The organism is Methylobacterium sp. E-045 (assembly GCF_022829685.1).
In the GTDB taxonomy this organism is placed as follows: domain Bacteria; phylum Pseudomonadota; class Alphaproteobacteria; order Rhizobiales; family Beijerinckiaceae; genus Methylobacterium.
Map to the genome: position 1 here is coordinate 92,625 of NZ_JAKSYE010000096.1, position 23,721 is coordinate 116,345.

The 23,721-nt window shown below is 67.8% G+C and carries 20 protein-coding genes and 2 pseudogenes; 12 read left to right on the plus strand and 10 right to left on the minus strand.

Annotation, left to right across the window (positions count from 1 at the left end; translation table 11 throughout):
* Positions 1–50: 50 nt before the first annotated feature.
* The 8 genes and pseudogenes from MKK51_RS19180 to MKK51_RS19215 all read left to right on the plus strand — a co-directional run bounded on the left by MKK51_RS19180 (position 51) and on the right by MKK51_RS19215 (position 6,941).
* Positions 51–305 carry a hypothetical protein gene (locus tag MKK51_RS19180; RefSeq protein WP_027171111.1) on the plus strand — a complete coding sequence of 85 codons (255 nt, stop codon included), beginning with the start codon at positions 51–53 and terminating at the stop codon, positions 303–305.
* Positions 306–418: 113 nt separating this feature from the next.
* Positions 419–1,426, plus strand: a complete 1,008-nt coding sequence (locus tag MKK51_RS19185; protein WP_243979740.1) for an SDR family oxidoreductase — start codon at positions 419–421, stop codon at positions 1,424–1,426.
* A 1-nt stretch (position 1,427) separates the two neighbouring features.
* Positions 1,428–2,348 carry an alpha/beta fold hydrolase gene (locus MKK51_RS19190; RefSeq protein ID WP_243979741.1) on the plus strand — a complete coding sequence of 307 codons (921 nt, stop codon included), beginning with the start codon at positions 1,428–1,430 and terminating at the stop codon, positions 2,346–2,348.
* 175 nt (positions 2,349–2,523) lie between these two features.
* Positions 2,524–2,853: pseudogene (gene modA / locus MKK51_RS19195) on the plus strand (molybdate ABC transporter substrate-binding protein); the annotation flags it as partial.
* A gap of 14 nt (positions 2,854–2,867) precedes the next feature.
* On the plus strand, positions 2,868–3,077 hold the full coding sequence (locus MKK51_RS19200; protein ID WP_243979742.1) for a molybdopterin-binding protein: 210 nt from the start codon (positions 2,868–2,870) through the stop codon (positions 3,075–3,077).
* Positions 3,078–3,752: 675 nt separating this feature from the next.
* Positions 3,753–5,090, plus strand: coding sequence for an O-acetylhomoserine aminocarboxypropyltransferase/cysteine synthase family protein (locus MKK51_RS19205; protein ID WP_243979743.1), 1,338 nt, complete (start codon positions 3,753–3,755; stop codon positions 5,088–5,090).
* A 2-nt stretch (positions 5,091–5,092) separates the two neighbouring features.
* On the plus strand, positions 5,093–6,154 hold the full coding sequence (locus tag MKK51_RS19210; RefSeq protein ID WP_243979744.1) for an isopenicillin N synthase family dioxygenase: 1,062 nt from the start codon (positions 5,093–5,095) through the stop codon (positions 6,152–6,154).
* 160 nt (positions 6,155–6,314) lie between these two features.
* Positions 6,315–6,941, plus strand: a complete 627-nt coding sequence (locus MKK51_RS19215; RefSeq protein ID WP_243979745.1) for a beta-class carbonic anhydrase — start codon at positions 6,315–6,317, stop codon at positions 6,939–6,941.
* A 172-nt stretch (positions 6,942–7,113) separates the two neighbouring features.
* On the opposite strand, the gene MKK51_RS19220 is transcribed toward MKK51_RS19215, so the two are convergent.
* From MKK51_RS19220 to MKK51_RS27250, 5 genes are all read right to left on the minus strand, one after another.
* Positions 7,114–8,274, minus strand: a complete 1,161-nt coding sequence (locus MKK51_RS19220) for a VWA domain-containing protein (protein ID WP_243979746.1) — start codon at positions 8,272–8,274, stop codon at positions 7,114–7,116.
* Entirely contained in the window at positions 8,271–10,616 is a 2,346-nt protein-coding gene (locus tag MKK51_RS19225) for a DUF5682 family protein (protein WP_243979747.1), read from the minus strand. Before MKK51_RS19225 ends, MKK51_RS19220 begins: the two co-directional genes overlap by 4 nt.
* Before the next feature lie 119 nt (positions 10,617–10,735).
* Positions 10,736–11,836, minus strand: a complete 1,101-nt coding sequence (locus MKK51_RS19230; RefSeq protein ID WP_243979748.1) for an ATP-binding protein — start codon at positions 11,834–11,836, stop codon at positions 10,736–10,738.
* A gap of 3 nt (positions 11,837–11,839) precedes the next feature.
* Positions 11,840–13,387 carry a DUF5691 domain-containing protein gene (locus tag MKK51_RS19235; protein ID WP_243979750.1) on the minus strand — a complete coding sequence of 516 codons (1,548 nt, stop codon included), beginning with the start codon at positions 13,385–13,387 and terminating at the stop codon, positions 11,840–11,842.
* Positions 13,387–14,745: an SWIM zinc finger family protein gene (locus MKK51_RS27250; protein WP_279601219.1), complete on the minus strand. Its 1,359-nt coding sequence runs from the start codon at positions 14,743–14,745 to the stop codon at positions 13,387–13,389. The genes MKK51_RS19235 and MKK51_RS27250 overlap by 1 nt, the downstream gene beginning before the upstream one ends.
* A 539-nt stretch (positions 14,746–15,284) precedes the next feature.
* On the opposite strand from MKK51_RS27250, the gene MKK51_RS19250 reads away from it, so the two are divergent.
* Entirely contained in the window at positions 15,285–15,479 is a 195-nt protein-coding gene (locus MKK51_RS19250) for a hypothetical protein (protein WP_243979752.1), read from the plus strand.
* 367 nt (positions 15,480–15,846) lie between these two features.
* Here MKK51_RS19250 and MKK51_RS19255 read toward each other — a convergent pair.
* The 4 genes and pseudogenes from MKK51_RS19255 to MKK51_RS19270 all read right to left on the minus strand — a co-directional run.
* Positions 15,847–15,966, minus strand: a pseudogene (locus tag MKK51_RS19255) (integrase core domain-containing protein); the annotation flags it as partial.
* A gap of 225 nt (positions 15,967–16,191) precedes the next feature.
* Entirely contained in the window at positions 16,192–17,382 is a 1,191-nt protein-coding gene (locus MKK51_RS19260) for a serine hydrolase domain-containing protein (RefSeq protein ID WP_243979755.1), read from the minus strand.
* 130 nt (positions 17,383–17,512) lie between these two features.
* A complete protein-coding gene (locus MKK51_RS19265) occupies positions 17,513–17,863 on the minus strand; it encodes an MliC family protein (RefSeq protein ID WP_243979756.1) in 351 nt (116 codons plus the stop codon).
* Positions 17,864–18,449: 586 nt separating this feature from the next.
* Positions 18,450–18,941, minus strand: a complete 492-nt coding sequence (locus tag MKK51_RS19270) for a DUF2165 family protein (protein ID WP_243979758.1) — start codon at positions 18,939–18,941, stop codon at positions 18,450–18,452.
* A 26-nt stretch (positions 18,942–18,967) separates the two neighbouring features.
* Between MKK51_RS19270 and MKK51_RS19275 the strand changes: the two genes are divergently transcribed.
* From MKK51_RS19275 to MKK51_RS19285, 3 genes are all read left to right on the plus strand, one after another.
* Positions 18,968–19,141: a hypothetical protein gene (locus MKK51_RS19275; protein ID WP_243979760.1), complete on the plus strand. Its 174-nt coding sequence runs from the start codon at positions 18,968–18,970 to the stop codon at positions 19,139–19,141.
* Positions 19,142–19,338: 197 nt separating this feature from the next.
* Positions 19,339–19,542, plus strand: a complete 204-nt coding sequence (locus MKK51_RS19280; RefSeq protein WP_243979762.1) for a hypothetical protein — start codon at positions 19,339–19,341, stop codon at positions 19,540–19,542.
* A 152-nt stretch (positions 19,543–19,694) separates the two neighbouring features.
* Entirely contained in the window at positions 19,695–21,302 is a 1,608-nt protein-coding gene (locus MKK51_RS19285) for an integrase arm-type DNA-binding domain-containing protein (RefSeq protein WP_243979764.1), read from the plus strand.
* An 826-nt stretch (positions 21,303–22,128) separates the two neighbouring features.
* Here the strand turns inward: MKK51_RS19285 and MKK51_RS27410 are convergent.
* Positions 22,129–23,664, minus strand: a complete 1,536-nt coding sequence (locus MKK51_RS27410) for a zinc finger domain-containing protein (RefSeq protein ID WP_243979766.1) — start codon at positions 23,662–23,664, stop codon at positions 22,129–22,131.
* Positions 23,665–23,721 lie beyond the last annotated feature (57 nt).

Below are 23,721 nucleotides of genomic sequence, written 5' to 3' on the forward strand. Positions count from 1 at the left end.
CGCGCCCGGCCTATGAGGCAGGGAGGGCGGCGCGGCCCACGGAGATGGCAATGGCCCTGAAGACGACGTTCGTGGTCCAGACCTTCGTGATCAAGCGCAAGCGCCTCGTGCCCGGCGACCGCGAGGTCGCGCCCACCGAGAGCGGCGCCCTGAAGAAGGCGGAGGCCATGTCCGGCCGCATGCCCGGCACCGCCGCCCTGAAGGTGGTGGCCGACGACGAGACCGGCGAGCTCGAGAGCGCGACGATCCTCGGCCAGTTCGGCGAGGTGCCCGATGATTTCGCCGAGAGCCTCACCGGCGGCTGACGCGACGGCGCGCGTGAAAACCGCGCAGGCTGGCGCCATCGGCAACGCATCCCCCGCTCGTGCGTAGGTCCGGAGATCCATCCAGACCAAGCAGAGACCGGGAATCCCCGCCGATGAAACATAAGCCCCTGCGCGAGCAGGTGATCGTCATCACGGGTGCGTCGAGCGGCATCGGCCTCGCCACGGCCCGCATGGCGGCCGGGCGGGGGGCGCGCGTCGTCCTCGCCGCACGGAGCGGGGATGTCCTCGCCAGACTCTGTGGGGAACTCGGAGGCCCCGGCCGAGCCGTCTCCGTCGTCGCCGATGTCGGGAGTCGCGAGGATGTCCAGGCCATCGCCGACGCCGCCATCGCCACCTTCGGCGGTTTCGACACCTGGGTGAACGTCGCCGGCCTCACGGTCTACGGGCCGCTCTCGGCCATCGCCCAGGAGGACCACGAACGCCTCATCCGGACGAACCTCTGGGGCACGGTGAACGGCTCCCTGATCGCGGTCGAGCACCTGCGCCGGCGCGGGGGCGCGCTCGTCAATGTCGGCAGCATCGCCTCCGACCTCGCCTTCCCGTTCCAGGGCCTCTACGCGACCTCGAAACACGCGGTGAAGGGCTTCACCGATACCCTGCGGATGGAACTGATCGCGGAGGATGCGCCGGTCACCGTGACGCTGATCAAGCCCGCCTCCATCGACACCCCGCTCCCCGACCGGGCCCGCAACTACATGGACCGGCGGCCGACCCTGCCGCCGCCGATCTATCCGCCCGAGGAGGTCGCCAACGCCATCCTTCACGCGGCGGTGCATGGCCAGCGCGACATCATCGTCGGCGGCGGCGGCAAACTGTTCGTCATGGGCAAGGAATTCGCCCCCGGTGCCTACGACCGGCTGGCCTCCGCCATCATCGCGCTTCAGAAGCGATCCGAGCCGGCGGAGCATGCCGAGGGGGCCCTGCATGCTCCCCGCGGCGCCGGCGAGGTGAGGGGCTCCCCGCCGTTTCCCGTCATGCGGTCGAGCGCCTACACGCGGGCGACCCTGCATCCCCTCGTGACCCTGAGCGCGGTGGCGGGCCTCGCCGCCACTGCCGCCGTGCTTCTCGGCCGCAAGTCGTCCCCGCGAAGGCGGTTCTGAGATGGCGGGAGCGATCGACGGCCAGTCCCGACCGTATGCGTCTTCCCCGGCGGTGCCGGTCCGGGCGGACAGGCCGCCGCGCCGCTTCCTCGACATCCCGGACGGGCCGAGGATCGCCTATGTGGAGGCGGGGTCGGGCCCGGACCTGATCCTCGTCCACGGCGCTGTCATGACCCTGGACGACATGTGGCTCGGCCCGATGGAGGTGCTGTCGCGCCATTTTCACGTGGTCGCCATCGACCGGCCCGGCCATGGCGAGAGCGAGCATGTCCGCCTGAACGATGCGTCGGTCTGGCGGCAGGCCCGGATCGTCCGTGACGTCGCGCGGGCCTTGGGGCTCCGGCGTCCGGTCCTCGTCGGCCATTCCTTCGGCGGAGCCGTCTGCCTCGCCCTCGGCATGGCCTATCCTGACGAGGCGGGCGGCGTCGTCACCGTCTCGCCGATCTGCTTTCCCGAGCTGCGCCTCGAACAGCTCCTGTTCGGGCCCCGCGCCTGCCCCCTGGGCGGGGAGACGCTGTCGCGGATGCTCGCCGGCAGCGATGCGATGCTGATGCCGTTGCTGTGGCGGGCCATGTTCCTGCCGCAGGCGATGCCGGCGCGTTTCGCCGCCGAGTTCCCCTTCGGCCTTGCGGGCCAGTCCCGCCGCCTCGTCGCCGATGGCGAGAACGCCAACATGCTGTGGAGCGACCTGTCCCGCAGCGCGCTCTCCTACGCGGCCTGCCGCGTCCCCGTGGCCGTCCTGTGCGGCAGCGCCGACATCGTCACCAACCCGCTGATGCACGGGCGGCTGGCCGCGCGCCTGATCCCGGACGCGACCTTCCGGTGGCTGCATGGCCTCGGCCACATGCTCCATCACTTCGCGGGTGAGGCCGTCGTGGACGCAGCCCTCGAGATCGACCGGCGGCGCGCGAGCCGCCCCTGATCCCGGTTTCGGCCCGGCTGCGCGCCCTCATCCGGTGCGTCCGGCGGGCGCGCCCTCGCCGTCGCCGGGCGTGACCGTCTCCCCGTCGAACCCGTCGAGGAGCGGTGTTGCAGCCTCGGCCGCCGCCGCCTCGATGGCGCGGTAAGCGCGGACCAGATCGGTGCCGAAGGCCGTGGCCGCCCTCGAGAAGCTCGGCCTGTGGGGAGGTCTGCAGCCGCGCCTCGCCCAGGCCGACAACGTGCGGGCCGCTCTGCTGCTGGTCTCGCGCGGGGAGGCGCGGCTTGGCGTGGTCTACGAGAGCGACGCCAGGTCCGATCCGGGGGTGAAGGTGGTGGGCGTATTTCCTGCGGACAGCCACTCAAAGGTGGTGTACCCGTTCGCCGTCACGGCCGAGGCTAAGGGGGAGGGCACCGCCAAGTTCCTTGACTTCCTCAAGGGAGCAGAAGCCAGGCCCTTCTTCGAAGCCCAGGGCTTCACCATCCTCGGCCCTACTTCTGCACAGTAATTAAGGAAAACACCATGAAGATCAGCGCGCGCAACACCCTCAAGGGCAAGGTCGTCGCCGTCGAGAAGGGCGCCACCACCGCCCATGTGAAGATCGAGATCGCCGACGGCACCGTCGTCACCGCCTCGATTACCAACGAATCGGTGGATGCACTCGGCCTCACCGTGGGCGGCGAAGCCTATGCTGTCGTCAAATCTTCTGACGTGATGATCGCCGTCGACTAAGAGTGCCTCACAAAACTCCCGGTCACCCTCGGTTCTCGCTCTGAGGACGGCGGCGCAGCGGGAGTTTTGTGAGAGACACGAGAGCATTGTCCGTACTTTATGGATCACGGGACAATGCTCTCACCTGCTGTGTGGTCGCATTTTCTTCACGCGAGCCGGCATCCACCTCGCTTGAAAATGCACTCAGGCACTACCGGGAGGCCGCGTCCCCACTGGCGCGTGGCCTCCCGACCGGTCGGGGAGCCTCATCCCCGCGACCACGGCCGTTCACCGCCGGAGCGCATCGCCAGTCCGCCCGTCACGAGGCGCCGCCGAGCCGAAGACGGGGAGAGCGCCACGTCCGCCGAAGATCGAGCCTGTCCGGCCGGTCCGGTGCGAGGAGCGAAAATTCACTCCCCCGATGCGCCCGTCGCCAAAGACTTTGCATCGATCTTCGCTGAAAATCGAAAATCCATTCCGTTGACAGAAACGGCAAGTGCCTCATGATACGAAGGCAATCTTGAACAGTTTCTGCGCGTGACTGATCAGTAGTGGCAAAGTCTGTCGGTTCTGCTGTGGCCGACTGTCTCGACACTTCTGTCGCAGTCTGGTTCACGCCGTTCCTTCGGAGCGGCGATCGGCCTGCCATGGCCTGTCCGGATCTCACGCCGACCCGACGTCCAACGGAGCCGCCCCATGTCGAACCAGAGCCCGAAGCCGCCCCGCCCCGCCTCGCTTCACCCGGAGACGCTCGCCCTGCATGCGGGCTGGCGCGCCGATCCGACCACGGGCTCGGTGGCGGTGCCGATCCACCAGACCACCTCGTTCCAGTTCCGCGACACGGCCCATGCCGAGAACCTGTTCGCCCTGAAGGAACTCGGCCACCTCTATACCCGCGTCACCAACCCCACCGTGGACGTGCTGGAGCAGCGCCTCGCCGCCCTCGAAGGCGGGGCGGCGGCCCTGGCCCTAGCTTCCGGGCAGGCGGCGTCCGCTCTGTCGGTGCAGAACCTTGCGCGGGTGGGCGACAACATCGTCGCCTCCACCGACCTCTATGGCGGAACCTGGAACCTGTTCGCCAACACGCTCCCCGAGCAGGGGATCGAGGTCCGCTTCGTCGATCCGGCCGATCCGGAGAATTTCCGCCGCGCCACCGACGACCGCACCCGCGCCTATTACGGCGAGACGCTGGCCAACCCGAAGCTCGCGGTCTTCCCCATCGCGGAGGTGGCCGAGATCGGCCGGAGCTTCGGCATCCCGCTCATCGTCGACAACACGGCGGCGCCGCTCCTGGCCCGCCCGTTCGACCACGGCGCGGCCATCGTGGTCTATTCCACCACCAAGTATCTCGGCGGCCACGGCATCGCCATCGGCGGGGCGATCATCGATGGCGGGCGGTTCGACTGGTCGGCCAACCCCGAGCGCCAGCCCGCCCTCAACACCCCCGATCCGAGCTATCACGGCGCCGTCTGGACCGAGGCCGCCAAGCCCCTCGGGCCCATCGCCTATGTCCTGCGCGCCCGGGTCCGCCTGCTGCGCGACCTCGGTCCGTCGGTCTCGCCGCTCAACGCCTTCCTGACCCTGCAGGGGCTGGAGACCCTGGCCCTGCGCATCGAGCGCCACAGCCGCAACGCCCAGGCCGTGGTCGATTACCTCGCCGCCCGGCCCGAGATCGAGCGGGTCATCCATCCCTCGCACGCCACCGGCAGGGCGCGCGAGCGGGCGGAGACGTATCTCACGGGTGGCCTCGGCGGCCTCGTCGGGTTCGAGCTCGCGGCCGGGCGCGATGCGGGCCGGCGCTTCATCGAGGCCCTGTCGCTGTTCTATCACGTGGCCAATATCGGCGACGCGCGCAGCCTCGCCATCCATCCGGCCACCACCACCCACGCGCAGCTCTCCCCGGAGGACCAGCGCGCCACCGGCGTGTCCGACGGCTATGTCCGCCTCTCCATCGGCCTCGAACATATCGACGACATCCTGGCCGATCTCGATCAGGCGCTGGCCTCGGTCGGCTCCTTCGCGAAGGCCGCCTGACCATGGCGGCCGCCCCCCTGGCTTCGTGGGCAGCACCCGAACCCGGTGCTCCCGCCGCCTCGATTCCCCGTCTCGACCTGCGCCGTCTGGACGCCGGGCCGGCCGAGCGGGAGGCCTTCCTTGCGGAACTGCGTGACGCGGCCCGCGACGTCGGCTTCTTCCACCTCGTCGGCCACGGCATTCCGGCGGCGGAGATCGCGCAAGTCCAGGCTCTGGCCCGACGCTTCTTCGCCCTGCCTCTCCCGGAGAAGCAGGCCGTGGCGATGGTGCGCTCGCCGCATTTCCGAGGCTATACCGCGGCCGGCCGCGAGGTCACCCGCGGTGCGCCGGATTGGCGCGAGCAGTTCGATGTCGGCGCCGAGCGCGAAGCCCTGCCGCAAACCGCCGCCTCGCCCCCCTGGACCCGGTTGCAGGGTCCCAACCAATGGCCGGTCGGCCTGCCCGAACTCCGCATCGGCCTGCTGCGCTGGCAGGCGGCGGTGACACAGCTCGGCATCCGCCTGCTGCGCGCCTTCGCCCTCGCCCTGGGCCAGCCGGAGGACGTGTTCGCCCCGATCTACCAGGACGCGCCGAACCAGCACATCAAGATCATCCGCTATCCCGGCCGCGAGGCCACGCATGGAGACCAGGGCGTCGGCGCCCACAAGGACAGCGGCTTCCTCACCCTGCTGGTCCAGGACGGGCAGAGCGGCCTCGAAGTCGAGGGGGCGGACGGCTGGATCGCGGCCGAGCCGGTGGAAGGGAGCTTCGTCGTCAATATCGGCGAACTGCTCGAACTCGCCTCCAACGGCTATCTGCGCGCCACGATCCACCGGGTCGTCACCCCGCCGGCGGGGCGCGACTGCCTCTCCGTCGCGTTCTTCCTCGGCGCCCGCCACGACGCCACGGTGCCCCTCCTCGACCTGCCGGCCGATCTCGCCGCCGAGGCGCGCGGTCCGGCGAGCGACCCCGACAACCCGCTCTTCCACGAGGTCGGACGCAACTACCTCAAGGGCCGCCTGCGCTCCCATCCCGATGTAGCGGCGCGGTTCTACGGCGATCTCGCCGTGACGGGGGCCGCATGAGAGGCGGTCCCCGGCGCGTGATCTCCGGCCTGCTGGACGTGGTCCTGCGCGGCCGGCCCCGGTACGGCGACGCCCCGCGCGGCAATCCCGATGCGGCTCATCTCGCCGGTGTCGCCGCCATGTTCAGCCACGCCACCTTCCTCAGCGAGGTTTCCCCTCCATGGCAGCCGACATCGCCGTCTCCGACCCGGAGCCCCAGGCCTATCGCGACATCCGCGCGGCCAACGACCGCTACGCGGCAGGCTTCGACAAGGGCGACCTCGCCCTCCCGCCGGCCCGCCGGTTCGCCATCCTGACCTGCATGGATGCGCGCCTCGATCCGGCGAAATATGCCGGTCTGAGCGAAGGCGACGCCCACGTCATCCGCAATGCCGGCGGGCGGGCCAGCGACGACGCGATCCGCTCCCTGGTGATCTCGCACAAGCTCCTCGGCACCGAGGCGTTCTTCGTGATCCACCACACCAATTGCGGGATGGAGCTGTTCACCGATTCCGTCATCGGCGATCTCCTCGCCGACAGTCTCGACACCGCGAGTTTCGACGGCACGGTCTGGTCGAACCCACATCATGGCGGGGGCTCGCCGGCCGGATATGCCATCGACTGGCTGACCATCCCCGAGCGGAGCCATGCCGTCACCTCGGATGTCCGGCGTATCCGCGCGCATCCCCTCGTGCCGAGCCGCATCCCGATCTTCGGCTTCGTCTATGACGTCGCCACGGGGCGCCTGAACGAGATCGCGGCGGCCAGCGAGGCGGGCCGGCCCACGCCGCCGCTCCGTCTCGGTTAAGGGCACCTTCATGAGACGTGCCCTGTGGCCGATCCGGTCCCGCTCCCGCCGGATGCTGCAGCGCCGGCTGCGGAGGGCGAGGGCGTTCCACCCGGCCCTGTTTCGCGCGAGAGCCAGGCTCCCGGCCGGTGCGTCGGCCGACGAGACGTCTTAGGATGAGACGCGTCCCGGCTCAGCCGGGCGCGCCCGCCGCCGGGATCGCGGCGATGCCGGCCGAGGCGGCCCAGGCCGTGAGGTCGGATTTCCGGATCGCCGCCGCCATCAGGTCGGGAAACAGGTCCGGCGTGCAGGCGAAGGCGGGTACGCCCAAGGCGGCGAGCCGGCCCGCCAGCGCGCGGTCGTAGGAGGGCGCGCCCTCGTCGGACAGGGCCAGCAGCGCCACCACCTGTACGCCCGACGCCACCATCCGCTGCGCCCGCGCCAGGAGCCCGGCCTCGACGCCGCCCTCGTAGAGGTCGGAGATCAGCACCAGGATCGTGTCCTCCGGCCGGGTGATGCGGGATTCACAATAGCCCATCGCCCGGTTGATGTCGGTGCCGCCGCCGAGCTGCACCGAGAACAGCACCTCCACCGGGTCTTCCAGCTCGTCGGAGAGGTCCACCACCTCGGTGTCGAACACCACGAGGCGGGTGGACACCGCCGGCAATGAGGCCATCACCGCACCGAAGATGCTCGAATACACGACCGAGCTCGCCATCGAGCCGGATTGGTCGATGCACAGGATCACGTCCTTGAGGCTGGCGCGCTGGCGCCGGCCGTGGCCGAACCGGGTCTCGGGGATGATGGTCCGGTACTCGGCCTGGTAATGGCGCAGGTTGGCCCGGATGGTCCGGTTCCAGTCGATCTCCGCATGGCGCGGGCGCCGGTTCACGCTGGCGCGGTCGATGGCCCCGGTCACCGCCTGGCGCAGGGGCTCTTCGAGCTTGCGCATCAGGGCCTCCACGACCTTGCGCACCACGAGGCGGGCGGTGTACTTGGTCTTGCCGCCGAGGAGCCCGCGCATGGAGATCAGGGTCGAGACGAGGGCGACGTCGGGGACCACCGCCTCCAGCATCTCGGGCTCGGTGAGCATGCGCTTGAGGTCGAGGCGCTCGAAGGCGTCGCGCTGCATCACCTGCACCACGGAGGCCGGGAAATAATCGCGGATGTCGCCGAGCCAGCGCGGCACCGAAGGGGACGAGGCGCCGAGGCCCCCCTTCCGATCGGAATCGTAGAGGGCGCCGAGTGCCCGGTCCATGCCGGCATCACGACCCGACAGGCCGCAGCCGGTGCCGTCCGCCGCCCCCCCGCCGAGGACGAGGCGCCAGCGGCGCAGGCGTTCCGTGTCGCTCATGGCCTGTCCTCCGTCGTCTCGTCCTCCCCAGACACCGGAACTGCGGTGTCGGAGACCGCTTCGGGGCCTAAGAGAAGGCGAAGGATCGGCAGCACCCTGGCGGCGCGCTGATCGTCGAAGATGCGGGCCGATCCCTCGTCGTCGGAAACACCCGTCCCATGGCGCGTCAAAGCCTCGCCGATGGCGCGCCGCTCGCCCTGCGCCATCGTCGCGAAGGTGCGTCGCAGGAGGGGGAGCAGTTCGTCGAAGAGCGTGCCGTCGAGGCCCGACAGCCATTCGTCGAGGACCGCGAGCAGGGTGCCGCCGTGGATCAGGACCGTACCGCTCTCCTCCAGGAACCCCTCGATCCAGGCGGCCGCCGACAGCGTGCCGGAGGCGCGGGACAGGGCGAGGCGAAGCCGATCGCCGGCCTGCTCCGCCGTGAGCGCCCGGTCGTCGAAGAGCAGCCGCACGGCGCGACCGACGACGCGGCCATGCACATGGGTCTGGTCGGCCAGGCCGCGAAGGGCCTCCTGCCAGACCGCCTTGAGGTCGGGCTCCTCCAGCAATGAGATCGCGCCGTGGACGCCGACGATCCGCCCCATGGCCGCCGCGGCGGCGTCGTCGTCGAGGCTCTGGCAGGCCGCCGTCAGGCCCGCGGCGGCGCGCGGCACGAGCCCGCGCACCACGCCGAGCACCGGTCCCGTATCGGAGGAGCGCACCGACCCGTAGCGCGCCAGTTCGGCGAGCGGCGGCAGCGCCTCCATCAGGTCGAACACGTCCGCCGAGACGGCGGCGCGGTCGTTGAGGGCGCGGATCACATCCTCCCCGGCTCCGGCGAGATCGGCGTCGAGGAGTGTGCCGATGAGGCCCGACAGCTCCGCGACGCGGGTCGCCTCGCGGGCCCGCCTGCGCACCCGGCTGGCGGCGGCCTCCGCCACGGTGCCGCCATCGGCCGAGGCGGCGACCAGATCCACCACCCATTCGGGCTGCCAGGACAGGAACCACGCCTCCTTGAAGGTGCCGCGCCCGCGCGCCTGCTGGCGCCGGCCCCAGGGGATGCCGATGAGATGGAGCCGGTTGAGGAAATGGCTGCGGGCGAGGTCGTTGTCCTTGCGCAGGTCGAGGACGAGGTCCCCGGCGACCGCCTCCGGCTTGAGGCGCAGGCTCTTGCAGGTCGCGGCGAAATCCGCCTCCACCGGCGTGCCGGGGCTGTCCGGCGGGGTGGCGCCCAGGCGCTCGCCGATGACGAGCTTGCGCTGGATCAGGGCCATGGGCGCCGGGTCGGCGAAGCACAGGGTCGCCTGCGCGGCCTCGTGCAGGTCGTCGAGGGACGGGCGCGCCCGTCCCCGGAAACCGGCCAGCGCTGCGGCGAGGCGGGCGGCTTCGATCACCGAGGCCGGGGAGGCGTCGAGGTCCTCGGCCCGGAGCAGGGCCGCCGCGCGGGCGAGCCACCGCGCTGCGACGCGGCCCTCGTGGTTCCACAGGGTGTCGTACCATTCCGGCGAGAGCACCCCGGCCCGGTAGCCGCTGGCGGTGGCGAGGCGCTCATAGGACCAGGGCGCCCAGGCGGCGGCGACCCTGGTCTTGGGCAAGCCTTTCAGGGTCGCGGCGTCGAGGCCGACCTGTCCCTTGGCGTCGTGGCGCGCCAGGGCCGGGGCGTGCCAGGCCCCGCAGATCACGGCGATGCGGGCAAAATCCTCCCGTCCCGCCTTGCGCAGACAGGTGCGCATATGCGCCTCGCGGGCCTCTTCGCGAGACGCCTCCTCGTCGATGCCGGTCTCGGCCTGCGCGCCCTCGCGCAGGGCCGCCATGGCCTCGTGGATCGCCGCGAACACGTCGCCGTCCTCGCCCGCGCGGCTCTCGACGAAGGCGTCCCACCAGCGCTCGCCATCGGGGAAACCCGCGACCTCGGCCAGTTCGCCCAGGGGATCGCGCCGGAGGGCGAGGGAGGGGGCCTCGGCCGCCTCGTCGGGCGCGGGCGCGTCGAGCCCGGCCGGGGCCGGTTCGCCTTCGGGCGCCTCCCCCCTCGCTGCGAACCCGTCGGCGAGCTGGATCGCGTGCGGCAGGTCGATGAAGCGCAGGGTCGCCCCGTGATCGAGGCCGTGGCGCATGGCCACCCATTCGGGCGAGAAGGCCGCGAAGGGAAAGAAGGCGCAGGTCTGCGGCCGGTCAGCCCGGTAGACGAGGAGCGCTACGGGCGGCGCCATCGCCGGGTCGGCCACCAGCGGGATCAGGGCGTCGGCATCCGGCGGCCCCTCGATGAGCAAGCAATCGGGCCGGAAGGCGTCGAGGGCCGCGCGCAGGGAGCGGGCCGATCCCGGTCCGTGATGGCGGATGCCGAAGATCCGGACCTCAGGCATCGCGGCCGGGGGTGGTGGGGCGAAGGCTCATGGCACGAACGGTCTCGTGGGTGGGGTGTCGCGGTGGATGGCGCGCGGGGGGGGCCCTCCCCCGCGGAGGGGGGAGGGTAAGAACGCCCTCATGCGCTCTCGCGGGCGGCGCGGTAGAAGTCCTTCCACTCCGACCGTTCCTTGACCACGGTCTCGAGATATTCGCGCCAGACGATGGCGTCCTGCACCGGATCCTTGATCACCGCGCCACTGATCCCGGAGACGAGGTCGTGGGCCGAGAGGTGGCCGTCGCCGAAATGGGCGGCCAGTGCCAGCCCGCTGCCGACGACGCTGATCGCCTCGGCCGTGGAGAGCGTGCCGGACGGCTGCTTGACCTTGCTCTTCCCATCCGCGGTCACGCCCTCGCGCAACTCCCGGAAGATGGTGACGACGCGGCGGATCTGGTCGGCGCCGGGGGGCTCGGCCGGGATCTCGAAGGCGCGTCCGAGGGCGGCCACGCGGGTCTCGACGATGGCGATCTCGGCCTCGATCGTGGCCGGCGAGGGGAGCACCACGGTGTTGAAGCGGCGCTTCAGGGCGCTCGACAATTCGTTGACGCCGCGATCCCGGTTGTTGGCGGTGGCGATGAGGTTGAAGCCCCGGGCGGCGGCGATCTCCTCGTTGAGTTCCGGGATCGGCAGGGTCTTCTCGGAGAGGATCGTGATGAAGCTGTCCTGCGTCTCGGAGGGGATGCGGGTCAGTTCCTCGACGCGGGCGATTTTTCCGTCCTCCATGGCGCGCACGATCGGGCTCGCCACCACCGCCTCGCGGCTCGGCCCCTTGGCGAGGAGCAGGGCGTAGTTCCAGCCGTAGCGGATCGATTCCTCGCTGGTGCCGGCGGTGCCCTGCACGATGAGGCGCGAGGTGCCGCAGATCGCCGCCGCCAGATGCTCGCTGACCCAGCTCTTGGCGGTGCCGGGCGTGCCGAGGAGCAGAAGCGCCCGGTCGGTGGCCAGCGTCGCCACCGCCACTTCCATCAGGCGCCGGTCGCCGATGTATTTCGGCGTGACCTCGAACCCGGAGCCGAGCCGCCCGCCCATGAGGTAGGTGACGACCGCCTGCGGCGAGAGCAGCCAGTTCGGCGGGCGGGGCCTGTCATCGGCGCCGCGCAGCGCCTCCAATTCCTCGGCGAAGGCATCCTCGGCGGCCCGGCGCAGCTGCGTCGTCTTGGTTGCGTTGGTCTGGCTCATGCCTCAGGCGAACTCCCGTCGGATGGTGGCGCGCAAAGCGAGGGTCTCGGCGAAGGCCTCGATCTGCCGGCGCAGGTTGTCCTCGGCCTCGTCCGGCAGCCGGGCGAGGATGGCGGCGGCGGAGGCCGCGTGGTCGTCGGCGGGCCAGGCCCGTTCGGCGAGGCGGGTGAGCAGGTAAGCGGAGGCGAGGTCCTTCCGGTCGGACGGCGAGGTCCGCGTCACCGAGGCGAGCCAATCGAGGAGGGCCGCCGTGAAGGCCCCGGACAGGGAGGAGGGCGTCTGCCGCAGCAGGGTCAGGATCGTATCGATCTCGCCCCCGCCGAAGTGCCGCGTCACCGTCGCCTCCCATTCCGCATCGGGGAGCGACCGCACGGCGCGGGCCCAGATCTCATGGATGTCGTCGCCCGGCTTGATGCCGGAGAGGCGCCCGGCGATGGCCTCGGCCAGCACCGTCGCCATCGTCCGTACCCAGTCGAGGTCGCGCTCGCGGCGCGCGGCGGTGAGAAGGCCGTCGACGATCTGGTTGGGCCATTCGCTGCGCAGCGCCAGTTCGATCCAGAGCCTCGGCGGATGCTCGGCGAAGGCGTGGAGGGGAGCGGCGGCGACGATGCTCTCGAGCAGGCTGGCTCTCACGCCGCCGCGCCGCCGCTCGTAGGCGTTCGGCTCGATCCCGTCGCGGGCGAGCGTCGGAGATTCCTCCAGCAACGTCACCACCAGACCGTGTTTCGTCCCGCCGAGGAGCGTCCGTCTGCTCTCGATCACGAGGGCGGTGCGCACCCTCGCCGCCATGCGGAAGGCGAGGAGCGAACGGGTGAGGCGCGGCAGCAGGCTTCTCGCCGCCGCGCGCACGCCGCCCGCGCGATCGTCCAGGCAGGTCTCGAGGAAGGGCGCGTCCGCCTCCGACAGGCCGATCTCCAGGATGTGGACGAGGCGCTCGCGCATCTCCGCCTTCTCGGCGCGGAACCCCGCCTCCAGTTCGGCGCGGGCTCCTTCCGGGTCGCGCCGGCGGAAGGCGGCGAAGGCCGCGTAGCGCTCGGCGGGGCTCGCCTCCGCATCGTCCGGAGCCGGGGCCGCCGCCTCGGTGCCTCGGGCGGAACAGGCCGTCTCCAGCCAGTCGAGCTCCTCGCCCGCGACCGCGTCGATGGTCTCGTCCCACTCGCGCCGATAGGGCGCGAGGGCCGGGAGCAGCCAGGGCGGCGCGCGCATGCCCCGCTCCGCGGCGATCTCGCACCACTCCTTCACGCGGCCCCGCGCCTCCGTGCCGGCGGCGAGGAGGAGGCCGAGCCGCGCCGCCGCGTCGGGCGGGCAGGGACGGCCCTTCGCCTGGCATGGCGGCGCCGGCGTGAAGGCGTCGGGGGGAAAGCCGCTGCCGGCGAGATGGTGGATGCCCGCGACCGCGACCCGCGTCAGCAGGGCCATGCCCGGTTCTTCGCGCGGGAGGGCACCGGCGACCGTCTCGAACTCGGCGGGGGCGGGGGAGCGGTCGGCTCCGAGCAGGGCGGCGACGAGGGCCGCCTCCCAATCGTCGGGGGTGGACGTGCCGAGGCTCATCAGGCCGCCCTCACCAGGATCGGCCGGGCATCCTGGGCGGGAACGGCGTAGAGGTGCCCCTCGGCCACCATGGCCAGGGGTGTTAGCGCGAACCCGTCATAGAGCCCGAAGAGATCGACGTGGCCCCCCGCCGCCACCGCCATCAGAGGGGGGAAATGTGCGGAATCGGCAAGGGTGAAACAGCCGGTGGCATCACCCGCGGCCATGGCGCCATCCGCCCCGTGTCCGAGGCGCTGGCCGGACAGCCGAACCGGCCAGCGGTCGATCCACGGCGCCCTCGCCAGAGCCTCGGCGAACCCGTCGAGGGCCGCGGCGACGCTCGTCGCGCCGGGCAGGGCGCAGGCTCGAGCCGGCCCGGCGCGACCCTCGCGAAACACGGCCCTCAACGGCGGATCGCCGGGATGGAAGGCGAGGGCGCCCGAGAAATCCTGTCCCGCCGCGGGGACCGGCGGCAGGGGCGAGCCGGAGGTGCCGTAATCGACCACCTGGGCCATGGCGCCACTCGTCCGTCCGGCGAGCCAGACGGTGCGGGCGGTGAGCTTGTCCTCGTCCTCCACCGCATGGGCGAGGATCGCCCACTCGTCGACGAGGCCCGGCCGGCCCGCCAGCTCCTCGGCGGTGACGGGATAGCCGATGGCCGCGCGGACGCCGGCGGCCTGTTCGGGGGTGAGCCTGTCTGGACGCCGGGCGGCCCGGACCAGCAGGGACAGGCGGCCGAGGGCGAGGGCGAGGCTGGCTTCCGGACCTGCCGCCCCCGCCCCGGGTGGGGCCGCGACGAGGCCCGGCATGGCCCGGACCCTGCGGGCGAGGCCCGGGGCCTGGCCATCGACGAGACGCCCCGCCATGCGGTCCCAGAAGGCATAGGGCTCGCGCCGCACCGTCGCGAGACCGCGGCGCATTAGGTCGCCGAGCCAGAGGTCGAGTTCATCGAGGGCCGCCGAAACCTTGCCCTCGCGGGCCTGGCGGCGCTTGGCCTGCCCCTTCTCGTCCACGGGGGCCGGGGCCGCCTGGGCCCGCGCCTCGGCGGAGACGGCACGGCTTTCGCGCCCCTTGATCCAGGCGGCGACCCAGTCGGGCGGTTCGGCCTCGGGGATCGGCGCGGCCGCATCCACCAGCATCAGACCGAGGGCGTGCTTGCAGGGGAATTTCCGGCTCGGGCAGGTGCATTTCGAGCTCGGCCCCGAAAGGTCGGCGACCGTGCGATAGGGATTCGCCCCGCTCCCCTTGATCTCGCCCCAGACGACGTCGCCCGCCCGGCCGAGCCCGCCCCACTTGGCCGGTTTCGCCTGATCCTGGCCGGCCTTGCGGCTCGATGCATCGGGAGCGAGGTCGAGAATCTGCGCGGAGGTGAGGCTCATACGGCGATGGGATGGCGATTCCGAAGCGGGATGATTCGCAGGAGCGTAACCAGCCGGACCTGTAACGCAAGCATAAATCGACAGATTTGATTAATAATAAATAAGACATCGTATCACGATAGCTGAGAACGGGCTGACAGAATGTTCATGCAAGATAAAAGCGCCGAGGAGACCCAGTTATAGTGGACGCTGGGCGTGATCGAAGCTCGGCTCTTCAGCGATCGTCGGGCTCTCCGCTCGAATTTGGCCTCGGGCGTGGCGCTCATTCTTCCGACTTCACGTTCGTTCGATGGTCATCCGTAGAGCTGAGCTGATGGTTCGGTATGTCTTCCAGAACTCTCTCTGCGCCATCGTGCTCCGGCCGTGACCGGGAGCGTCGTGAGCGCGCTCGCCGCCGCGCCGCCCCGGTCGACGAGGGTGCGGACATTTGCCCGGAGAGGCCGTCGCACGCCCGAGAGAGAACTTTCACGAGGGCCGCGATATCTGAACCTATCGCTGACCTTCGCGTTTACAGTCCTTGTGTCAGCGAGGGAGTGGGGATGCGCATCGAGGAATACCGTGAGCCGTCTTGGCCCCGTCCCCGTGCCACGGATCTGAACGTTGCGCTGACCGAGACGACGCGGCGGCGTCTCGGCGAAGAGCTGCAGGCCCTCTACGAGCCGGTCATCGACGAGTCGCTGGACCCGCGCCTTGCCGAACTCATGAAGCAGTTGGAGGCGGATCGGGACCGATAGGGCCGAGTCCGGGCGGTAAGTCTTGGAATGACAGGATCCAGAGGACGCACGAGGTTCTGTCAGCGGAAAGGGACACGAAAGCGGCTCAAGCGACAGACCCCCCCTGTAGTCCCCACGGGGGACGAGGAATCCGAAGGCTTCGCCGGGTTCAAATCGGCCTTCCCGACACGCAGCGTCGCGCTCCCGACGGCCTACGCCCGGAAGCGCTAGCTCGAGGCTCGACGACGGGGAGCTTCGCTGACGGGGACAGGCCTCACGACATCGGCTGAGTTTTCAGCCGTCGCATTTGAATGGCTCGGCAGCCGCATTCCCGCTTCCCCGTTTTCGGCGACCGGCACGCCGGGCTCCCCGGATCGGAGGAACTCAAATCGATCTTGCTCCTCGCGTCGGCCGACGAGAAGAACCAGTTCGCGTTCAGGCACCTGTCGCGCAGGCGGCCGTGGAACAACGCGACCAGCGCAGTGTCGGTGGGCTCGCCAGGGCGCGAGAGTGTGCATCGGTCGCGCGAGGTCGCTCACCGCGTCCAAGGCGATGGCCTCGTCGCCGCTCTTCACGGCCCGGGTGATCTAGAGCGTTTTCAAGCGAGGTGGATGCCGGCTCGCGTGAAGAAAATGCGACCACACAGCAGGCTAGAGCATTTTCCGTGATCCAGAGATTACGGAAAATGCTCTAGCTGGTCTGTATCTTCGCCAGGCGCGTCGCTCCGGGTCGTTCAACGAATCTGGCGTGACAGGGAGACTCCCAGCCTCTCGATCTGCATCTTGGGCCGGCTTCCCGCGATGAAGACAGCGAGATCCTTGCCGGGGTTGATGACGAGAATACTGTTGAAGCCGTCCGTCCCACCGATCTTCAAAGTGACGGGGTGCGTGCCGGCCTCGGGGTCGCCCGGGTTCTCAATCCAGGCCATGCCTTGCACGAAGGGCTGTCCCTCAGGCTGGTAGATCGGCGCCATAGCCGTCGCCAGGGCCGTGGTCAGCGCAGGGGGCACCCGCTCGCCGTTGACGCGCTCGTGGCCGAGCGCCGCCTCGCCGAAAGCAAGCATATCGGACGCGGTCGAGCGCAAGGCGCCGGCAGCGTACCAGGCGAAGACGGGCCAAGGGATGACCTGGCCGCCCTCCGGTCCGAACCCCTGTGCAATCCGCCCGGCTTGATCCGGGGGCACGCGGACGGTCGTGCTGCTCATGCGCAGCGGCCCGGTGATCCGCGCGCGCACGAGCTCCTCCCAGCGGGCTCCGAGCCGTTCAGCCACGAGATACCCAAGAAGGCCGACGCTGGCGTTGGAATAACGGTAGGGGGCGGGCAGATTGCAGCGTCCACCATCGCCCGGAGCCCAGCGGCCAACCCAGGCCAGAAAATCCTCGCTGGTGTAAGTGTCGATGCCGCGCTCCGCGAGGCGCCGGGGCACGTCGCCCGGGAGTTCGGGCATGCCGGAGGTGAAATCGGCAAGTTGGAGCGGCGTGACTGCCGCCGCGCAGGCGTGCAGGCGCAGCCGTGGCAGGTAGTCCTGGATCGACGCATCGCGCTGCATCGCGCCTTCCTGGACCGCTTCGGCAAACAGAGCAGTGGTGAACACCTTGGTGATCGAGCCGATCTCCACGATGGTCTCGGGCCCATAGGGCGCACCACCCGTGCCGCTGTAGCCGAAAAAGGCACGGCGCCCGCGCCAGCTCACTCCGACGATTGCGCCAGGAATGGCCTCCCGCGCCACCGCTTCACCGACGATGCGATCGACGAACGGCTGCAGGGAGGCGGCATCCTCGCCATACAGGGCGCTCGCGGGGGCTCCGAAGTCCTGGGCGAGGGCCTTTCCCGAGTTCGCTGGCCCGATCAGGAAGAGGCAGACGGCGAGGGCACGCAGGCCGAGCCCTGGGCGTTCGCGACCAGCATGGGGTGGGATGCGCATAACCTGTCCGTTCTCGAGGGTGAAAGAACTGTCGGATCGTTACGACAGGAAGGGGATGACCTCCGGAGGTCATCCCCTTCCTGTCGTGGGACCGTACCCTACAAGTCCCGTCCCGGCGGTCACGGGTCGCTCACTTCGCGGGCGAGCCGGCATCTGAGCATTGAAGAGGAGGGGCACTTCCGGCGGTCCAGGTCACATCGCCGCCTTTGCCGCGCAACTCATGAGTCGCGTCCGCATAGCGATAGCCGGATCCGCTGATCTGGATCGGCAGGGTCACGGCGGGCCCGGTGGGCGGCCGCACAATGGCGACCGCGTTCGGCTCGGCCGTCACGAACTCGACTGCCAGGGTCGCACCAGCGGGACAGGAGAACGTAGCCCGGATCGGCGCCTTCTGCTGGGCCAAGGCCGGCGCGATCTGGCACAGGAGGGTCGGCGGAAGCACGGTCACCAGGGAGATCATCAAACCAGATACTGTGCGCATCAAACTCTCCGTTCGAGGGGCGGTGACGTCAGGCCGAAAGGGGTGTTCGCCCGTCCTGGCTCAGAGTGCCTCTGAATGTGTGCTCGGGAGGTAGCCGAAAGATCGCCGTGACTTCGGATAGCCCTTCGTCTTCAGATGCACGGACACTGCTTCGCGGATGGCGTCAGGACGGGAGGGCGTCGGATCCGGCTGATCTGCGATCCAGGCATCGGGTGAAGCAAGTCGAGCCGGCAGCCTGCGAACGCCGATGGTCTGGCCTGTGCCGGTGCTCGCCGGGCGGCCTCGCTTTCTGACGCCAGAGCGCTCTCCGCCGAAGTGGATGCCGGTTCGGCGAAAGAGAGTGCGACACAACAAAAAGCGAGAGGTGTGTCCCGATCCAACGTGGTCGGGCGCAGCTCTCGCGTTCATTGACCGTGCCATGATGAAACGCTCGCGTAAATTTCGAGCCGGAACAAGGTTGTAACCTTGTTCCGGCTCCAATCATCCAGGTCAAGACCTGTCACATCATGAGCATCCGAAATTCTACATCATCGGGGCACGCCGGTGAACGCTCATGGATTTCGGTTCAGCCGACACGGTGCGACAGTCATTCCGGCTCCGGCATCGATACGTAGATCAAGATGCCGAGCAACGCGGTCGAGAAGCGGAAGGCCGCCTCTTGGCCGTTCCACGTTTTCGACATCCACATGCCGAACCACTCGCCCCCGATGCCGAGAAAGCCGGCCTGCCAAACGACGAACCCGAGGCTTAGCCCGACGATCGCCCAGGTCTTTGCCTGCGCGAACCGGCCGGTTGGAGCTTTCAGGCGCCGCACCATCAGCACGGTGCCGATGCAGAGGAACAGGGCCGTGAGGAACTCGCCGGCAACGATCAGCAGGAACGCGATTGTCTGAAGGGGCGGATTCGTGATCGATCGATCCTGAATGCCGGAATCGGGAAAGATCGTATCCATCGAGAGGGCATGGCGCACGAAAGCCATGTTGATTTGCGGATCGACGATGTTCTCGAACACGGCCAGGCTGCAGGTGAGCGCGACCGATGCGACGAGGGCAATCTTCGACAAGCGTACGATCGTCATCCCATCCCCTTCCTCGACCGCTCCAGATGTTCTCCGCCAAAATGGCCTTCGGCTTTCAGGTGATCGGTGAGCCGCTTTTCCGCAAGCGAGGTCAGCGAGCGCTGATCGTCAGCCCCGCGTTCGGCCGTCGCCTTCGACTGCGGGTCTATCCGGAGGTCAGGGCTGCCGTCTTCTTCCACTGCTCGACCGTGAAAATGTAACGCCACTGGCTCTACCGGAGGAGGACTGAGCGTAACGTAAATGGCGTTACAGAGAAATCCGCCCGCCAGGGCGTTTGGGATGGGACGGCTATCCCTGGCGCCGGGGACCGCCATCCAGTTGGAGACGGGACGCGGCAGAAGGACGTCTTCGGCGAGGGGGAGCCTGTCCCTGCGGGCGGGGCGACCTCGTGAGGAAAGTGACGACGAAGGCGGGCGCCTTCGCCGCTCACGATCTGAAGCTCTGCCCTCTCGTGGTGGCCTTGCCGGACAAGGTGCCGGCTCATCGCCGCGTCGGTCCGCTGATCCTCGACGGCGCGGCGCTCCTCGCGCGGCGCGGTCGGACAATCACGGGCGGTGGCGAATCTTCGGATCGCGCACCGGGCCGTGAAGAACGGGCCTGAACAGGCCGTGGGGAACGCGAGATCAGCGGCAGGGGATTAGAAGAGCTGACGCTTCACCGAGTGAATTGGAGCGGGCGATCGGGATCGAACCGACGACATTCAGCTTGGGAAGCTGATGGATCAAAATTACGGCAGCGTGAGACATCCTGCGCTTGCTGACCAAGCCACTGCGAATGCAAAGGAAAAACGCGCTCCTGCACATTTATGGTGTTGACTACGGGCCTTTCGATGTTGTGGTATCGCTGTGGTATCGCGCCTGGGAGGATTGGGTGTCAACCTACACGAGAGAGAGGGGGCGATTGACGGCGGTTGATGTGAAGCGCGCCCTGGCGATGGTCGCGGGCGGCAAGGTCCCGGGCCGCGGGATTGACCATGCCGACATCGCCTTCCCCGGACTTATTCTCCGGACGACACCACTGGCGGTCACTTGGTATCTGAAGACCCGGACCAAGACGCTACGGCTGGGAGATGGGGCGAGCCTGACAGTGGCGGCTGCCCGCGAGGCAGCGACGCGGGCCAAGCTCGACCTCAACGCCGGCATCGACCCAAGCGTCGACCTAAGGGTGTTCGAGCACGCCATGGCGAAGACGGGCGATCTTGCGGTCGCCATCGACGCGGCATTCCCCGAGGTGGTTGAGCTCCAGACTGACGAGGACCGGCGCCGTCGAGGACCGTGGCAATGGAAGGACCTCGTTGATCTCTACCTCGCCCACAAGCTTCCCACCCTTCGCCCGCGTTGGGGCAAGCAGTTCGAGGGGCACGTGCGCAGGTCGTTGAACAACCGGCTGACGAACATGCGGGTCGCCCAGGTGCGCCAAAATGACCTGCTCTTACTGCGTGACGAGGTAATAGAGGCACGAACGCTCTCAGCCGCGGCTGACACCATCGAAGCGGTGAAATCCGCTTTAGACTGGGCACTCAACATGAATTCTCATCGGGCAGGGTTCGCAGAGACCGCGTACCCCTGGTGGCGAGAGAAGGTTCAGACAGGTTACGAGTCAGGAAAGCGGACCCACACGCCCAGGCTGGACGAGCTTGCTCGGACGCTCGTACTCGCCGAGCAGTACCGGGCGCTCGGCGGCAGCGGCAAGGAGACCTCAGACGCAGTCCTAGGCGCGCTATGGGCGGTCGTCCTTACCGGCCAGCGCGTTGGCGCGCTGACCGGCACTCGGCGCGACAGCGTCCTCCCATGGAACGATGGCCCGGTCGGATGGAAAATCTGGAGTTGGTCAGGCGAGGAAATGAAGAAGTCGGGTGGCATCGAGGTGCCGCATGCCCTGCCGATGCCGCCCGAGGCTCTCGCGATGATTGCCAAATACGATGCCGACCCGACAAGCACGTTCCTGTTCCCTTCAGGGGTGTCAGACAAGCCATTGCAGGGCACCGCGCTAACATCGCTGTTCGCTCGCTTGATGGGAAAGGAGAAGGCCGCGAAGCAAGATGGCATCACGCTGCGTCCGGAAGGGGACCTGTTCATAAAATGCAAGATCCGACCGTGGGTTCGACACGACGTCAGGCGCGCGTTGTCGACCTACCTCGACATGGAGCGACTCGGTGGATCAGCCTCCGCCATACTCGCCCACCGCAGGCAGCGCTCGTCCGACGATACGAGCATGGCGGAGTCTGAATTTACTGAAGCTATGACGTTGAAGCACTACATCCACGGTCAAAGGCTGGAAGTGAAGCAGCCGGGGATGGATGTATGGGTGAAGGCTATTCTTGAGGCCTATGAGACCGAGCGAGCCCGCTTCTCCGCATAGAGAACGGAGCTCAAAAGCCCTCATCACCACGCCTCGTAATTCGTGGGGCCCTCCGTCGTGAGCGATAAGCGGCACCGCGGAGGGCGGATTCACAAACGCCGCGCGAGATCCAGCCCAATCTGTTCTGGCCACGTCCTCTCGGAGGCCTTGCCGAGCACACCGCTGACATTCAGGACGCGACACATTCCGCCCCGATAGACACATAAGGGATCGGAACCCGGTCGGTCAGGGCACCCCTTACGATCGACAGGCTAGTCGTGGGGCCCCCGCCATCCAACCATGATGGCGACGAGTAGGACGTCAGCTGCGCGATTGGGATGACGATACCGGCTGCGCCGCAGTGTCGCCACGGTACGGAATTGAGGACCGTCCGGCGAAGGTCCACCATCACCATCGATCCGTCTGGTCCTGCGGCCCTCGTCATTCGACCAAGGTAGCCTGAGGTAGGTCGCGCGACGGGAGGTAGAACTGACGCTGCCTGCAACGAGTAACGCTGCGAGGAATTCAAGCTGCACTTGGGCAACCCTACGTACGCCTAATCTCGTAAGTTCGTGGCTCCGTCACGCATTTTCGATCACGTACGATAATGGTTAATTAACCTTTTATTTCCGATGGTTAGGGAGATGACGGGAAGGGAAGTGATTGAGAAGCTAGAAATCAGAACCCCGTCTTCCTAAACCGTAGGTCGCAGGTTCGATTCCTGCCGTTCGCACCATCACTTAGCGCCTGCCAGCGCTGCGCCAAAGGGACTTTTTTAGGAACCTTCGATGCGCTTCTGTACGCTTATATGCGCTTATCTTCGTAATGCGAGTGAGAGCGCTCTGCGTCAGTCGAACTCGTTCGCGACCCATCGAGGGACCTCACCCTCGCCGTCACAGGTCCTGCAGAACTCCACATCGCGATTTCTACACGCTGGGCACGCGACCATCTTGTAGTCGCTTCGATCAATCTCGTCAGCGTATCTCCGGTCCAGCGCGCCGTTGCCTCCGCAGGCACGGCACCGTACATTGTGCCATTCGCCTGATCCCTTGCAGATCGGACAGTCCTGGCTCTCGTACTGACTGATGTCGACCTCGTCTGCGAAGCGGCGATCCATTTCCCCCTCGCCACGGCAGACAGGGCAATCGTCCCCTCGAAATATGCCCTCGCCTTCGCAGAGCGGACATTTGACTGAATCGAAGTCCCTAAGGTCGACCTCATCACGCTGACGTCGGTCCAGCGATCCATTGCCGCCGCACGCCGGGCAGTGCAGGCCTTCTCGAACGCCTGATCCTTTGCAGAGTTGGCAGGAAACCGTCTCCCAATCACGAGGGTCAACCTGTTCTGCGTAGCGACTCTCCATCTCGCCGTTACCGTCACATGCTGGGCAATCGGCACCTTTGAACGCGCCTTCGCCGTGGCAGAGGGGGCAAGCAACATCTGTGAAGCGGTCGAGATCGAGGTTGCTAATCTGGCGAGTCGTCAGTTCGCCATCGCCACCACAAGCGGGGCAGTCTTGATGCTTGTGCTCGCCGGTGCCCTTGCAAAGGGGGCAGGCATCGTAGCCAGCGCGCTGGGCGAACTCGGCCTTGACCTCGCTGGCAATCTTCAAGGTAGCTACGAAGTTTTTCGGAGTCTTTGAACTGGCAGCCAAAGCCTTAAATTGCGGTTGCATTGCCTCAAAGGCAGCGTAGTCAGGGTCATCCTTCGAACTTGGCGCCATCTTTCCAACTTGACGAACCGCTTTAGTCGCAAGACCTTCGACGGCAGCAACCTGCTCCGGCGTCTTTGCCGCGCCTAACTGCTTATTCAAGCTGTCACATGCTTTGAGCATCGTGTAGAGGCGGCCAGCAACCTGCGCCTGTAGCTGCCAAAGACCACGACGATAATAAGTAAGGGCAGACTTAAAGTCTTTTACAAAGCTCTTTGCCTCTTTTTGAGGTCCGTATCCACCATGGTCAAACTTTGTGTGGTGATTTGCGCAGAGCCAAATCAAATTCTCTGGATGATTATTTTTAGATTTTGCAACAGGGTCGATATGCGCAGCCTCGCACGAATTGCCATTCTTTAAGCAAATCGCACATTCTCCGCCTGCCTCCTCCTTAACTTCACGAAGTATGCCTAAGGGAATTGGTGGTCTAGCGCCAGCCTTCGACGGCCAAGGTAAATTTAGCCAGTCATTAAATTCGATGAGATCGTCATGATTAACGAATACTCGCCCGCCATCTTTGCGAACTTTCAGCTTTCGCTCAGCACCCTGCTTTGGCGCGTAGCTGGCCAACCACTTCAACAACCTAGGTGACAGGCCAACGAGCGCTGCGGCTTCGAATTCGTTTAGCTCGTCCTTAGGCTTGGTAGGAGCGGTTGGCTTCGGGCGTTTCACGGATCGAACCTACACGGACAAGAATCAGAGACTCCAATGCCATCGGAGCACCTGCTA

Excerpts from the sequence above, each read along its gene's own strand:
- MKK51_RS19180 (WP_027171111.1), top strand. The coding sequence starts at position 51 with ATGGCCCTGAAGACGACGTTCGTGGTCCAGACCTTCGTGATCAAGCGC.
- MKK51_RS19185 (WP_243979740.1), top strand. The coding sequence starts at position 419 with ATGAAACATAAGCCCCTGCGCGAGCAGGTGATCGTCATCACGGGTGCG.
- MKK51_RS19190 (WP_243979741.1), top strand. The coding sequence starts at position 1,428 with ATGGCGGGAGCGATCGACGGCCAGTCCCGACCGTATGCGTCTTCCCCG.
- MKK51_RS19200 (WP_243979742.1), top strand. The coding sequence starts at position 2,868 with ATGAAGATCAGCGCGCGCAACACCCTCAAGGGCAAGGTCGTCGCCGTC.
- MKK51_RS19205 (WP_243979743.1), top strand. The coding sequence starts at position 3,753 with ATGTCGAACCAGAGCCCGAAGCCGCCCCGCCCCGCCTCGCTTCACCCG.
- MKK51_RS19210 (WP_243979744.1), top strand. The coding sequence starts at position 5,093 with ATGGCGGCCGCCCCCCTGGCTTCGTGGGCAGCACCCGAACCCGGTGCT.
- MKK51_RS19215 (WP_243979745.1), top strand. The coding sequence starts at position 6,315 with ATGGCAGCCGACATCGCCGTCTCCGACCCGGAGCCCCAGGCCTATCGC.
- MKK51_RS19220 (WP_243979746.1), bottom strand. The coding sequence starts at position 8,274 with ATGAGCGACACGGAACGCCTGCGCCGCTGGCGCCTCGTCCTCGGCGGG.
- MKK51_RS19225 (WP_243979747.1), bottom strand. The coding sequence starts at position 10,616 with ATGCCTGAGGTCCGGATCTTCGGCATCCGCCATCACGGACCGGGATCG.
- MKK51_RS19230 (WP_243979748.1), bottom strand. The coding sequence starts at position 11,836 with ATGAGCCAGACCAACGCAACCAAGACGACGCAGCTGCGCCGGGCCGCC.
- MKK51_RS19235 (WP_243979750.1), bottom strand. The coding sequence starts at position 13,387 with ATGAGCCTCGGCACGTCCACCCCCGACGATTGGGAGGCGGCCCTCGTC.
- MKK51_RS27250 (WP_279601219.1), bottom strand. The coding sequence starts at position 14,745 with ATGAGCCTCACCTCCGCGCAGATTCTCGACCTCGCTCCCGATGCATCG.
- MKK51_RS19250 (WP_243979752.1), top strand. The coding sequence starts at position 15,285 with ATGCGCATCGAGGAATACCGTGAGCCGTCTTGGCCCCGTCCCCGTGCC.
- MKK51_RS19260 (WP_243979755.1), bottom strand. The coding sequence starts at position 17,382 with ATGCGCATCCCACCCCATGCTGGTCGCGAACGCCCAGGGCTCGGCCTG.
- MKK51_RS19265 (WP_243979756.1), bottom strand. The coding sequence starts at position 17,863 with ATGCGCACAGTATCTGGTTTGATGATCTCCCTGGTGACCGTGCTTCCG.
- MKK51_RS19270 (WP_243979758.1), bottom strand. The coding sequence starts at position 18,941 with ATGACGATCGTACGCTTGTCGAAGATTGCCCTCGTCGCATCGGTCGCG.
- MKK51_RS19275 (WP_243979760.1), top strand. The coding sequence starts at position 18,968 with ATGTTCTCCGCCAAAATGGCCTTCGGCTTTCAGGTGATCGGTGAGCCG.